General features: G+C 35.4%; 13 protein-coding genes. 6 read left to right on the top strand and 7 right to left on the bottom strand.

Going from position 1 to position 13,520, the window contains the following annotated elements; all coding sequences use genetic code 11:
- Nucleotides 1-128: 128 nt before the first annotated feature.
- Genes SM124_RS13490 through SM124_RS13480 form a run of 3 tightly spaced genes read left to right on the top strand, consistent with a single transcriptional unit; the run spans nucleotide 129 to nucleotide 3,214 of the window.
- Complete coding sequence (locus SM124_RS13490; protein WP_322447108.1) at nucleotides 129-2,471, top strand: AAA family ATPase; 2,343 nt, start codon at nucleotides 129-131, stop codon at nucleotides 2,469-2,471.
- Entirely contained in the window at nucleotides 2,471-2,905 is a 435-nt protein-coding gene (locus tag SM124_RS13485) for an acyl-CoA thioesterase (protein ID WP_322447044.1), read from the top strand. The genes SM124_RS13490 and SM124_RS13485 overlap by 1 nt, the downstream gene beginning before the upstream one ends.
- An 18-nt stretch (nucleotides 2,906-2,923) precedes the next feature.
- Nucleotides 2,924-3,214, top strand: a complete 291-nt coding sequence (locus SM124_RS13480) for a hypothetical protein (protein WP_322447043.1) — start codon at nucleotides 2,924-2,926, stop codon at nucleotides 3,212-3,214.
- Nucleotides 3,215-3,254: 40 nt separating this feature from the next.
- On the opposite strand, the gene SM124_RS13475 is transcribed toward SM124_RS13480, so the two are convergent.
- Nucleotides 3,255-3,542: a HesB/YadR/YfhF family protein gene (locus SM124_RS13475; protein WP_322447042.1), complete on the bottom strand. Its 288-nt coding sequence runs from the start codon at nucleotides 3,540-3,542 to the stop codon at nucleotides 3,255-3,257.
- A 100-nt stretch (nucleotides 3,543-3,642) separates the two neighbouring features.
- Here SM124_RS13475 and SM124_RS13470 point away from each other — a divergent pair, with 100 nt between their 5' ends.
- A complete protein-coding gene (locus SM124_RS13470) occupies nucleotides 3,643-4,134 on the top strand; it encodes an NUDIX hydrolase (RefSeq protein ID WP_322447041.1) in 492 nt (163 codons plus the stop codon).
- A complete protein-coding gene (locus SM124_RS13465; protein WP_322447040.1) occupies nucleotides 4,122-4,382 on the top strand; it encodes a hypothetical protein in 261 nt (86 codons plus the stop codon). Before SM124_RS13470 ends, SM124_RS13465 begins: the two co-directional genes overlap by 13 nt.
- A 32-nt stretch (nucleotides 4,383-4,414) precedes the next feature.
- Here the strand turns inward: SM124_RS13465 and SM124_RS13460 are convergent, their stop codons facing one another.
- The 6 genes from SM124_RS13460 to plsY form a co-directional block, all read right to left on the bottom strand.
- On the bottom strand, nucleotides 4,415-5,167 hold the full coding sequence (locus tag SM124_RS13460; RefSeq protein WP_322447039.1) for a CPBP family intramembrane glutamic endopeptidase: 753 nt from the start codon (nucleotides 5,165-5,167) through the stop codon (nucleotides 4,415-4,417).
- A gap of 74 nt (nucleotides 5,168-5,241) precedes the next feature.
- On the bottom strand, nucleotides 5,242-7,329 hold the full coding sequence (locus SM124_RS13455; protein WP_322447038.1) for a methyl-accepting chemotaxis protein: 2,088 nt from the start codon (nucleotides 7,327-7,329) through the stop codon (nucleotides 5,242-5,244).
- A gap of 198 nt (nucleotides 7,330-7,527) precedes the next feature.
- Nucleotides 7,528-8,679, bottom strand: a complete 1,152-nt coding sequence (locus tag SM124_RS13450; RefSeq protein WP_322447037.1) for a CapA family protein — start codon at nucleotides 8,677-8,679, stop codon at nucleotides 7,528-7,530.
- Nucleotides 8,680-9,229: 550 nt separating this feature from the next.
- Nucleotides 9,230-9,430 carry a hypothetical protein gene (locus tag SM124_RS13445; protein ID WP_322447036.1) on the bottom strand — a complete coding sequence of 67 codons (201 nt, stop codon included), beginning with the start codon at nucleotides 9,428-9,430 and terminating at the stop codon, nucleotides 9,230-9,232.
- Between the two features lie 133 nt (nucleotides 9,431-9,563).
- Nucleotides 9,564-10,295, bottom strand: a complete 732-nt coding sequence (locus SM124_RS13440) for a two-component system sensor histidine kinase NtrB (protein WP_322447035.1) — start codon at nucleotides 10,293-10,295, stop codon at nucleotides 9,564-9,566.
- 227 nt (nucleotides 10,296-10,522) lie between these two features.
- Nucleotides 10,523-11,131 carry a glycerol-3-phosphate 1-O-acyltransferase PlsY gene (gene plsY / locus SM124_RS13435; protein WP_322447034.1) on the bottom strand — a complete coding sequence of 203 codons (609 nt, stop codon included), beginning with the start codon at nucleotides 11,129-11,131 and terminating at the stop codon, nucleotides 10,523-10,525.
- A 349-nt stretch (nucleotides 11,132-11,480) separates the two neighbouring features.
- Here plsY and SM124_RS13430 point away from each other — a divergent pair, with 349 nt between their 5' ends.
- Entirely contained in the window at nucleotides 11,481-13,205 is a 1,725-nt protein-coding gene (locus SM124_RS13430; RefSeq protein WP_322447033.1) for a glycosyl hydrolase family 18 protein, read from the top strand.
- Nucleotides 13,206-13,520: the final 315 nt, after the last annotated feature.

Below are 13,520 nucleotides of genomic sequence, written 5' to 3'. Positions count from 1 at the left end.
GTAACAAACTGGTCAGTTTTCTAATTTTTGAATGGTTGTTTAAATGATGAATAAGCGTTCCCATTTTATAGGCAAAATGAAAATGTGTTAAGATGTAAGAGGAAAATACATAAAAGAAGTGATGATTGATGAATCAACAGGGAATACATAACAGCAGTCTCGGACAGAAATTACAAGCGTGGGAAAAAGAACTAGATATTAAAGGATTTATTCAAAACGATGGGGAGCTATTTGAGCAAATGAAAAAGCTCGATGAAAACTCGAATAGAAATGCTTATTCGAAGCTCTTAACCATCGCAGCACTTTCTAGAATGACGAAAAATGAAAAGAAAGACTCTTTAGTGATAGCTTGGATTGAAAAAGCGATTCGATTAGATCCTAACTACGTGAGAGCAGCAGAATTTTTAGCTCAATTTAACTGGAAAAAGAAAAAAGATTTGTTATCAGCTCTAACTTTTCCAACCATCCGTGAAACAGACAATCGACCTGCCAAAAAGAAAACAGCAGAAACGATGATTCAAATATGCAAACAATTTCTTATTGAGAGTGAAGCTCACCTTGATGAACTTGAACATGGGCACCGAACAGTAAAAAAACTGTACAATCTAGAACTAGAAAGAACTTATGAAAGTTTAATTGAGCTACTTGAGTCTGCCATGGAGGAGACAGGGGCTCTTTTAAAATCTGCAGAAGAGTATGAGCAGTCTATTTCTGGTGTGTTTTACACATCTACTCATTTCCAAGAGATGAAAACTCATTTGGATGCTTTGGAAGACTTAAAAAAATCTTGGGCAAATGAGTTTCGGGAAGAAGAAGAAACAAAGGTAGTAGAAAGCCCTCTAAGTGAACTAGACAGGATGATCGGATTACGGGAAGTAAAGAAAAGAGTAAACGACTTTTATCACTTCTTGAAATATCAAAAAGAACGAAAATCTCTTGGTTTTCAGACAAAAGATGGTTTAAGTTTGAATATGGTTTTGACCGGAAATCCAGGGACAGGGAAAACCACATTAGCAAGACTGTTTGCAAAAATTTATCATGAATTAGGAGTTTTACCACGAGAAGAAGTGATTGAAGCAGATCGTTCACAACTTGTAGGTGCTTTTGTAGGACAAACAGAAGAAAATGTTCGTTCATACGTGGAAAAAGCGTTGGGTGGAGTTCTGTTTATTGACGAAGCGTATAGTCTTAAAAGAGAAGGTCAAACAGGGAATGATTACGGACAAACAGCGATTGATACGCTGGTATCCCTGATGACAGGCACAGAGTTTGGAGGGAAGTTTGCTGTTATTTTAGCGGGTTATCCTGAAGAAATGAGACAGTTTCTAGATGCGAACCCTGGTTTGAGAAGCCGCTTTCCACAATCTAACTTGATTCATTTAGAAAATTACACAACCGATGAATTGGTTGCTATTGGAGAAGAGTTTTCCAAGGATAATGATTATATTCTAACTGAAAGTGCTAAAATTGAGCTTGAAAGAAGAATTGAGCGAGAAAGAGTAGACGATACTTTCGGAAATGCCAGAACCGTTAAAAATATCGTCTTAGATGCTATTTTTAAAAAGGGAGCCCACTCCGAACAACAGTTAAACATTCTCGATTATTCCATTTTAGACGGAGAGGATTTTTTTCAACTAGAGACAAAGGAAGAACTGAATCCCCATGAAAGACTTCAACAACTAGTTGGTCTAGAAACTGTCAAAGAAGAAGTAAATACTCTTATCTCTTTCGTGAAAATGCAACAATATAGGAGAGAAAAGGGTCTCCCTGTTTTACCTATACAGATTCACTCTGTTTTCACAGGTAATCCTGGAACCGGTAAAACAACCGTGGCAAAAATTTATGCGGAGTTACTAAAGGAGTGCGGTCTGTTAAAAAGGGGGCATCTCATTGTAACAAGTCGAGCAGACTTTGTAGCGGGATATGTTGGACAAACAGCCATCAAAACGAAGAAAAAAATCCGGGAAGCTTTAGGTGGAGTACTTTTTATTGATGAAGCTTATTCTCTTCTAAGTCAATCTTCAGGAGACTTCGCAAAAGAAGTGATTGATACGTTAGTTGATGAAATGACTAAACATAACGAGAATCTTGTGGTTGTACTAGCCGGTTACCCGAATGAAATGGAGAAGCTTTTAGAAAGTAATCCAGGCTTAAGATCCAGATTTAAAAAATTCTTTCATTTTCAGGATTACACGATCGATGAATTAATCCAAATCATGGAGTTGTATGCAAATAGCTATAAGTACGAGTTAACCGAGTCGGCGAAGGATTACTTAGCCTTAACCCTACCGCAAACAAATACGAGTGGGAATGGCCGTTTTGCAACAAACGTGATGGATGATAGCATTCAAGCACAATCTTTAAGACTCATGAGCATAAAAGATACGAGCATCTTAGAAATCACATCTTCTCAAATATATGAACAGGATATAGAAAGAGCATTGATGAATAAAGGAAGAGGGGAACAATAATGTTAATTGCGACAAAAGAAATCGAAGTACGATACGCGGAAACAGACCAAATGGGCGTGGTTTATCATGCTAATTACTTTGTTTGGATGGAGCTAGGACGGACGAGCATTATTCAAGAGTTAGGCTTTAGTTACGCAGAAATGGAAAGGGATGGGATTATTTCTCCCGTACTAGACATACAGGCTTCTTATAAAAAACCATTAAGATACGGTGAAAAAGCAATTGTCAAAACATGGATTGAAGAGTATGACGGCTTTAGAGTTACATACAAATATGAGATTTTTAATGATTCGGGGGACCTTGCCGTTGTAGGGGAATCAAAGCATGTTTGTGTTAAAAAAGATTCCTTCCGTCCGATTTCTATTCGAAAGAAGTATCCTGACTGGCATGAAGCATACGAAAAGGCAAAAAAACAATCAGTAGAGGCATCATGAAGCCCGGGGTGAAGCGAGATGGCATTCGGAATTAGTAAGGAAGAGTTAAGAGAATGGAAGCGGAAAATTGATGAAGGGGAAATCGCGTTCTTAACTCATTATTGGTTAGACGACCGGTTTCCGGGGAGTAATACAGTGACGAAGGTTGGCTGCCATGATTTACATGAGCTTGAGAAGTGGGGAGGTCAATATGGACTTAAGAAAGAATGGATTCATATAAGAAAAGATGGGTATTCCCACTATGATTTAATCGGTCCTAGACAAAAAGAAATATTGGCCCAAGAAGGCTTGAATCATCATATTTGGTAGTACATTAGAAAAAGCAGACGTTTTAAGCGTCTGCTTATGTTTATTCATGTTTAAAAACAGGTTCTTCTGCTTTTTCGTTAAATTCAACAAAAAGGTCTTTATCGTCAAAGTACCATAAATCCTTTTTCTCTATATAATAGTGGATTCCATCTTTCGTTGTTTCTACTCCTAGGTCATGTGGCTCCTCATTTGAAATTCCTAAAGAAAACCCTTTTTGAACCGTGCTACTACCTCCGTAGCGTGCAAAGAAGCGAAGGTAGTCACCTGATTTTAGGTCTAATTCTTCCTTATACCATGCATGAGCCTTGTCGTTTATATGTATATTCATGTTATTAACTCCTTCCAGAAAGCATACCTAGTTCTACTAATATTATATAAGAATTACTTAATAGTAGCGAACATTTGAATTGATATAAGGTGGCGAAAAAATGAATATTAGTTATACTTTATGCTTTATTAGAAAAAAAACTCTACAAAGTGATCAAATTTTAATGTTATATCGCAATAAAAACCCTAATAAAGATAAATGGAATGGGGTAGGTGGAAAAATTGAAAAGGGAGAATCACCTTATGAATCTTGTTTAAGAGAGATTGGAGAAGAAACAGGACTAATCATTAGGAATTTAAAAGAACGTGAAGTGGTAACTTGGAACAATGAGGGGGGGCTTTATGTTTTTACAGCTGAATATGACGAGGGTCTTTTCATCAACTGTGATGAAGGTGAGCTAGATTGGAAAGAATATCAATGGGTCAAACAGTCAAATGATGTCGTTTCAAACATTCCTTATTTTCTTGACGAGATATTTAGCGAACTCAATCCTATGGAGCATTCGTTTCAGTATGATGATAAAGGAGAAATCACTTCCTATCATCGAAAAAGTATCAATCATCAACTGGGGGTGGAAAAATGTCTAATTTGAAGCTATTTACTATCATAGGTCTATTCTTATTTAGTGGCATGGCTCTACAGATATTGATTCAACTAGATCAAATGTACAAAATAGTGGAAGCTTCTATTTTTGTTGGAGTCAGTGCCATTATATATTTTATATCTGTTCTCATCTATCACAAAAACAAAAGTATTCTTATCCCATTTATTGCAGTCCTTGCCTTTATCGCAATTGGCATGATTTTTCTTCAAGGGTTTATATTTGGTACTCATCACTAAAAAAAACCTCCTGTCGCAGGAGGTTTTTTTGCCTAAACAATTAAAACTGGAATTTGACCCGTTATAATTGAGCATAAAGTGATGACAATTTGTAAAATTATGGCCGGTACTAAACTCTTAGATTGAATCGTCAACACACCTAGAAAAACGCCTAAAATACTGTAGTTGATAATAACTAATGTTGAATAGCCAAATGATAAATACGATAGCCCATAGGCGATTGAAACGAATAGAATAGCCATTTTTTCGCTAACTAAATTTCTAAGTTGATTAAGCAGGATACCTCTCCATAGTAATTCTAGGAGAGTTCCATTGATTAGGCTGTATAAAAGGATGATTAGCCAGGCAGTAATTGAAATATCTCTAATTGCCAATGACGGAAGGAAAACAGACAATATTATCAAAAGTCCGAAAATAAATCTTTTTTGAATATTACCCCATTTCGTTCGGTCCTTAAAGGGTATGATTGTTTTTTTGAATTTATATATGACATATGTAACAAGCCCAATAGGAATGAGTAGGAAAAACCTCGCCATTACCAAATTTATTTTTTCAGAAAAGGGTAGTGCTAACAGAAATCGATCCGTGTACATATAAATCATTTCCCCAAGAAAAAAGGCTCCCAATACCCATATGAAAAGCCGGAACTTTTCCGCAAGAAAGACATTACCAATCATTAAAATCAATAAGGACACAAACACAACAGAATAAAATTTAAGTTGAAAAAAGGCTTGTAGAAATGTAAATAAGAAAGCTAAAAAGAGACCAATCATCGGATTTTTCATTTTTTAGCTCCCTTCTGAAATCAATACTCAACTTGTTTTATCACTTCTTTATTGCATCTAGGGAGATAGTCACCTTAGATTTTAAAATGTTCAATTGACTTTCTTAGTTCAGTTGTTAGATTACGCAAATTATCTGATATGTGGTGAACTTCATCGACAGCTTGTCGCTGTTCCTCAGTCGTACTTGTCACTTCTTCGACACCGGCAGATGTTTCTTCAGAGATGGCTACTACTCGATCAACAAAAGAAGAGATGGATTGGCTGCTTTCTGATAATTTCTCACTTGCTATGGCAATTTGGTCTATATCCTTCGATAAATAATCGATAAAGTGGATGATATTTAAAAAGCTCTTTTCCGTTTCTTTTGTCATATGAGCGCCTTCTATCGCTGATTGTCGACCTTGATCGATATTTAAAAGAGCTTTATGTGAATCATGTTGAATTTCAGAGATTAGGTTTGCTATTTTACCAACTGAAAGACTACTTTGCTCTGCCAGTTTTTTCACTTCAAGCGCAACAACCGCAAAGCCTTTTCCTTGCTCTCCAGCACGGGCAGCTTCAATTGACGCATTTAGAGATAGGAGATTCGTTTGTTCAGAAATATCATGAATTAACGTAGTAATTTCTGTAATCGCTCTTAATTTCTGATCAAGTTCCTTCATAATGGACGTAGATTCAACGGATTGGTTTACAATCATGGATATTTTGTTATTCATATTTTCCATATCTACTTGTCCTTTAGACGTAACGGATTTGGTGTGTTTAGCGTGTTCCACAATTTTATCAATATTTTCAGTCATCACTTCAACCGCTTTTGTATTCGTTTCTACATTTGAAGAGATATTGACCATATCAGCTGCTAACTGTTCTGATCCTTTAGAAACTTCCATCATAGCAGAGGCGATGGTTTCTGTAACGTGAGAAGAAACCCTTACTTGCTCGTTTAAAATGTTCGAGTCCTTTTCTACCTCATGAATTAAACTTGTCATTTTATTAGCCATTTCGCGCAAGCTATCAACCATGTGGTTTACAGAAGTAAATAGGGCTGCAATTTCGTCCTTAGATTTAGTCGACATTTTTTTGGATAAATCTCCACTAGCCACTTCTTTTAAGAAGATAGATAGTTTGTTAATCGGACTGATAAAGTATTTAGCAAAGAAGAAGCTGATTAATACAGAAACGATTAATAACACAATCACGATGACTACTTGAATGGTAAACAATTTCGAAAAAAGAGCTGACAAGTTTGTTTCAGCGGTAGAAATTCTATTGCTCATATTTTGAGAAATCGTTTTTGAAAATGATTTTACTTCTTCCTGTGTAATAACAGAATAAATTTGCCACCCTGTTGAATCTTCTTTCGTAGTCACATAGGTCACTTGATCAATATCTAGGTATATATCATTTCCTTTTTTCTCTTTAAAAATAGGTAGGTCAGAAATATTTTTGTTATCTAACACTAGATTCTTATCTTTATATGCAAGAAGAGCTCCTTCTTTATCTGTTAAAATGACATATCCGCTAGCTCCAACCTTCGTATCCGCAATCTGAGAAGTAATTTTTTCTAGTGATAAATCCACTCCTAGGACACCTATAAGCTTTTTCCCTTCATATAGAGGTGTACTGATTGTAACCATGTATTCCTTACCGGTACCGTCTAAGTATGCATCTGTGACGTGGAACTCTCCTTTACCTAGTTTTTTAGCAGGAGCGTACCAAGGGCGTGACGTAGGGTCATAGTTTGAGGGAAGTCCTTGAACTTTAGGATAAATGGTAAAATCCTTTTTCTCTGTACCTAAATATATATATTGCAATAATTCATTTTGATCCGTGAACTTTTTAAATAGAGAGTTTAATTCCAAATCATCTCCCGAGCTAATTTCGTTAAAAGTAGAGAGTGTGGTTAAATCGCTTTTTGCCCGATTAATGATAGTCGTAATTGAGTTTTTGACATTTTCAGACTCATGAAAAGTTAATGTACCAGCATAATGTTCGGAGAAACCACTTACATCTCTATTAACATCCTCAGAAAGCCCTTTTGTTAACTCATTTGCGTTATTTGAAAATAATGTAACAGAAACATAAGTAAATACAGAGCTGACCACTAGTATTAAAATCATCGTAGATAAGACACCGGCAATCAGTTTCGTTTTTAATGACAAATGACTCTCCCCCTTAGAAAACGTTTATGACACTGAAGATTTCATTTTCCCCATATTTAAAAGCTTATTAAATATTATAAAGGAAAGGAAAGGGAGGTATTTTGTGAAAATTCGAAAATTCTATTACAATTTACCTATATCAATAAGATTACGATTTTACGAACAAAAGCTTAAATAGAATGCAAAAAAGAACCCTAATTAGAGTTCTTTTGTCATGTGTTCCATTATTTCTTTATATTTCGTACGAGCATTCTTTAATCCATATGGCTCAGCGTCTTGTAATGGGAGTACTTGATATTTCCTTTGATGAACGTTAGATACAAAGGTAGGGTAGAATTCAGGTTGTAGTAATTCGATATAGCTGCCAGTTTCGTTAACTACTTTTTTTATCTGAATGGTTGCCATCCCGCCAATATCTTTATAATCCCACATTTGCCCCGATAAAAAATTACCCAAAGAATAAACAATAAATCCGGTTCTTCCATCATCAGCCTTAACCCATTCCATTGGCTGGAGTACATGGGGATGATGACCAAATAATACATCGACCCCTTCGTTAATTAAGAAATGGCCCAATTCTTTCTGTTCATCTGTTGGAAATCGCTGATATTCATTACCCCAATGAAGGCTCATCACCACTACATCAGCTTCATCTTTTGCACGCTTAATTTCTTTTTTCATTTTCTTCTTGTCAATTAAGTTTACTAGATAATCTTTGCCTTTAGGAACTGGGATCCCATTTGTTCCGTATGTATAAGATAAATAGGCAACTTTAAAACCATTTTTATGAAGAACAGTTAAAGTTTCTTGTTCTTTTGGATTCCTAAACGTCCCAACATGATAGAGACCAATTTTATCTAAATAATTTAAAGAGGTGACTAATCCTTTTTCCCCTTTATCAAGGGAATGATTATTAGCTGTTGAAACAATATCAACACCAGCATGAACTAATGCGTCTCCCACTTGTTGTGGGCTATTAAACATAGGGTAGCCTGATAAACCAAGTTGGGTACCACCTAATACCGTTTCTTGATTGGCTAGTAGAAGGTCAGGTTGTCCTAAAATAGAATGCACGTGTTGAAACATCGGGTTGAAGTCATAACCTTTTTGTTTCTTGGCATCCATGTATACACGGTCATGGATTAAAATATCTCCAATCGCTCCTAATGTAATATTCATTTCAAGAGATTTTCCACTAACCGAATAGAGTCTAGTTTCATGAGGATTTTGATTCATGACTTCTGATTTCCCCGAAGCTTCTTGATACATAGACAGTATAAGTAATGTGGAAATCACCATTAGGGTAACTGTAAACGCCATTCCAAACATAAGAATCTTCTTTTGTTTCATGGTATTCTCCTTAATGTGATAGATATTTCTCTTAAATCATACTAGGCAGATTATTTTTTTATATATTAAGCTTACTATAATATATCTATAGGATTAGTTCATACTATTTTTTGAAAAAAATGTCATGTTTTATCCGTTTTTGTAACAATTTAATCAAAAGGAGGGATTTGTGTGTTTACAATTACAAAAAGTGCTTATGATAAACTTTTGCCGATGGTGGAAGAGGAGAAAAAATCACCTGATGAGCAATTATTCTTAAGATTAACGATGGGAATTGGTTGAGGGGGCCCACAACTTAAGCTGTCTCTGGAGGAGCGGCCACTATCCGATGATGAGATGTACCCGATAGAAGAATTAAAAATATTGATACATAAAAGAGATCAAGTCTACTTTGACCATACAAAGCTAGATTATGTAACGGACGTTCTGGGAAGAGGGCGGTTTCAGGTTATTAAGGTTTAGATAAGGACTCTCTAACAATCGTCTCGAAAAACAGCTTAGATACAAAACGGAAACCATTTAATAAGTGGTTTCCGTTTTTGTGTGCACTTTAAATCGAGGTTTCTTCTAGTTCTTCGAGAAAATTTAATAATTCATCAAAATTATTTGTGACCTTATAAGGATTATCTTCTTGATTCATCTCAGGTGTGCATTGAAAAAATTCAACAGTAAACTCATTTTCTTTGTTTGTTTCACTAACGCTAGAAGAGAAAATGTATTGCTTATTTGATTTTGTTACTTTTTTCATCATACCACCATCCTTAAGGTTACATTAATAATTTTTCTAACGCATTCAACGAAATTATTATTAAACCTATTTTACCTTATTTTGTCTAATTTAATTATCAATATATTTTGACAATTTTTGAACATTTTTTGATCATCTATAACGGTGCATTATATTTAACGGTTTGGGTGTTGTTTTCTTCGTATAGAGGCAATTCTAGTTGAAAGGTTGTTTCTTTCCCGAGTGTACTACAAACCGTCATTTTTCCGTTGTGGTCTTCAATTATTTTTTTGCTTATGGAAAGTCCTAATCCTGTTCCAGAAGGTTTGGTTGTATAGAACGGAGTAAATAGACTTTCTAGTGTAGGATTGTCTATTCCTGAACCATTATCACTAATACTTATGAAAGCAACATTTCCTACTACGTTTGTAGATATACATACCATTCCTTTACTACCAACAGCTTCAAATGCATTTTTTAATAAGTTGGTTATAACTTGTTTTAACTGATTTTCATCGACATAAACAAGAGGTTCTTCAGTGGACAAAGCTACTTCTAATGAGATGTTTTGAAGTATAGCTTCACTTGTATACATGAGTTCCATTTGTTTTACAAGTTGGTTTACAGAGACTGATTTTTTCATACAAGTTGATGGCCGTGACTCAAGTAAAAATTGTTGAATCAAATCATTTGCTCGATCTAATTCTTCAAGAGCAATGGTAGCGTATTGTTTTTTATTTATATCCGTTAAATCAGGAATTAATAATTGAAGGAAGCCCTTTACTGCCGTAAGTGGATTTCGGATTTCGTGTACGATTCCTGCTGCTTGCTTACTAAAATCTATCGTATATTCATCACCTATAGCTGTTTTAATTTTTTTATCCATCATTAGAACCATCCTTATTTTCTAGACTTAAGAAAAGCCGCTTCAAGAAAGTTTCATAAAAAATCACAGAAACTGTTCATTTGGTTCATTCTATGGCGAAAAAAATCTAATTATGACTGATTTTGTTAAAATTTTTTCTATATATATGAAAAGAGTCCAACCTTTTCATACAAGGTTGAACTCTTTCTAGAAGTAAAAGTATAAACTAAAGTGAAGGACCCTAAAGAAAGTTAGGGTTTAGCCGAGCCGCCAAGCCATTTTATTTTCGGCTCCGTTTTATTCTTAATTCTTTTGATATTTGCCCGATGTCTGTAGATGACAAAGATAGCTAAGATTGCTACTACAATAACTAGTGGTGGATCCCAAATAATAATGGAATAAACGAGAGCGGCTAAAGCACCTAAGATGGAAGAAAGCGATACGTACTTCGTTATGTATAAACAGATAATAAAGATTGCAAGCATAATCACAAACATAAGAGGAGCATAAAATAATAATACACCACCAGATGTTGCTACCGCTTTTCCACCTCTAAAGTTAGCGAATATTGGGTACATATGACCGATAACAGCGAATACACCAGGAATTAATTCGTGCAATTGCATCTCGGTACCAAAGAAAAATGGTAAGGCTGTTGCCAGCGTCCCTTTCAAAATATCTGCTAACGTTACGACTATTCCTGCCCGCTTTCCTAACGTTCGAAAGGTGTTTGTCCCACCTAAGTTTCCACTTCCGTGTTCTCGAATGTCTTTCCCGTAAAATAATTTCCCAATAATTAAGCCTGAAGGGATGGACCCGAGCAAATAAGCTAATAAAACAATAATTCCAATTTCAACCACACAAAAAACTCCTTCACACATTGCTTAGCATTTATTATTGTATCACGTATTTTAAAAAACTCCATGTTGAAATAAAGCACTAGTTTAAGTATTGGGTTATCCTTTTTATCGTTCTACTAAGAGGGTTAAAATATAGACTTAATTTGTTTAGTTAAAAATAAACTTTCCTGAGTAGTTGTAAAAAGCTATATTTTAACCAATATTATATGTTTTTTGTTGTACGAGTTATGACGGAATTTAAACTAGAAATGTAACCTTTTCTCGACAGATTACGTCATTTATAGGAGAATAATATATTAGGAGTTTATTATGATTGTAAAATGTGTGGATTTTTATTGGGAGGTTTTTTATGGCTCGTGTTGAATATCACAAACGAAGTTCACTATCAAAGTACTGGATCATCGGTGGACTTTTGTTTTCATTCTTATTAATTTCATCTAGTGTCATACTATTATTATATCCTTTTGCTTCAAAAGAAAAGCACGTGTATTTTGAAGGTGAAAATCCCATTCTCTTAAATGGTGAACAACAGGGGAATGCGATGATAAAAGAGGATAGTGTATATGTCCCGTTTACTTTTATGAAAACCTTTATTGATGATAGTCTTGCGTTTGATGAAAAATCAAATTCAGTTATTATCACAACAAAAGATAAAGTCGTTCAAATGCCTTCTGATTCCTTAACTTTTTACGTGAATGAAAAATCGGTCCAGCTTAACCTCTCTCCGATACAAAATGAAAATGGGGAGTTATTTGTTGCAATCGATCCTATTCTTTCATACTACCCTATTGAATATACAATATTAAAGGATTCAAATGCCGTTTGGATTAAAACAAATGGGCAAGAGCTACAGCATGGGACGGTTACAGAAGAGAAAGTTCATGAAGAAAAACTACGTCTGAGAACAGACTCTAACCTGAAAGCTTCATATACCGCTCAGCTTCAAAACAAGGAGAAAGTCTTTATTGAAAATGAGAAAGAAGACTATTATTTTGTTCGTAAAGAGGACGGAACAGCAGGTTATGTGAATAAGGAATTTGTTACAAAAGGGGAAGTAGAAGAAATTGTAGTCGAACATGAACAAAAAGAAGTTGCCCTTCCTAAATTAGACGGACCGATTCAATTAACATGGGAGGCTGTTTATACAAAGAATCCAGACACATCCAGTATTCCAAAAATGGATGGGGTCAATGTTGTTTCTCCAACTTGGTTTGAATTAAGTGATAAAAAGGGTGGCATTAAAAATTTAGGTTCTTTAGATTATGTGAATTGGGCCCATAAACAGGGGTACCAGGTATGGGCGCTATTTTCAAATGCCTTTGATCCGGAATTAACCCACCATGCGTTTAAGGATTTTAAAACAAGACAAAAAATGATTCGTCAGTTGTTACACTACAGTCAAATGTATAAGCTAGACGGCATTAATATAGATATTGAAAATGTAAATGTAGAAGATGGGTCGTTGATTACTCAATTCGTAAGAGAAGCAACACCTTATTTTCATGAAGCTGGGCTTATTGTTTCCATGGATGTCACGTTTATCTCTGATAGCGGGAACTGGTCTGCCTTTTATGAAAGAGAAAAGTTAGCTAAGGTTGTTGATTACATGGCGGTCATGGCGTACGATGAGCACTGGGGTTCCTCACCAGTTGCTGGAAGTGTAGCAAGTCTACCATGGGTTGAAAATAACTTAAAGAGAATGCTAGAAGTGGTACCAAACGAAAAGCTGATTTTAGGTGTACCGCTTTATACGAGACTTTGGGAAGTAAAAGATTCAGGTGAAATTTCTTCAAAAGCTGTTTCGATGAACTTTATTAAGCAATGGATCACGGAGAATAAAGTGGATGTTGTTTATGATGAAACGAGTGGTCAAAATTACGGCGAACATTATGTGAAGAAAGAGAAAACAACTTATAAGGTATGGCTTGAAGATGAACTTTCACTTAAAAAGAGAGCAGATTTAGCAAAAGAGTACGAACTTGCAGGAGTAGCAAGCTGGTCTAGATTTTTTGCTGATCATACCGCTTGGGTTGCACTAGATTTAGGTAAAAAACAACTAACTAAAAAAGATTAACGATAAGTCGGGATATTCCCGGCTTTTTTTGCTTTAGGAAAATATAAAATTTTCGCAATTTGGATAACTTCTACAGATTTTTTGTCCACGTCTAGCTCCAGCGCCCAGCGACTAGTGTACTTCGCTCCTCTCCCTACGATAAGTCAACATCGAATCGCTCACGCTCTTCGTGTTTCCTTTATCTCAGTCGAGGCGCTCCAGTCCATACGTCGCTAAACGGGGCGCTTGCGCTTTTGTTCTATGACTAATGATTGTGATTTTTTGTCAGTTTGTTATCATGATATTTATAATGGATTTTTCTTCCGGTTTAGCATC

Source organism: Robertmurraya mangrovi (assembly GCF_034427655.1).
GTDB lineage: Bacteria > Bacillota > Bacilli > Bacillales > Cytobacillaceae > Robertmurraya_A > Robertmurraya_A mangrovi.
Note: the sequence above shows the minus strand (reverse complement) of the source record. Positions and strands in the feature narration are given on the sequence as shown.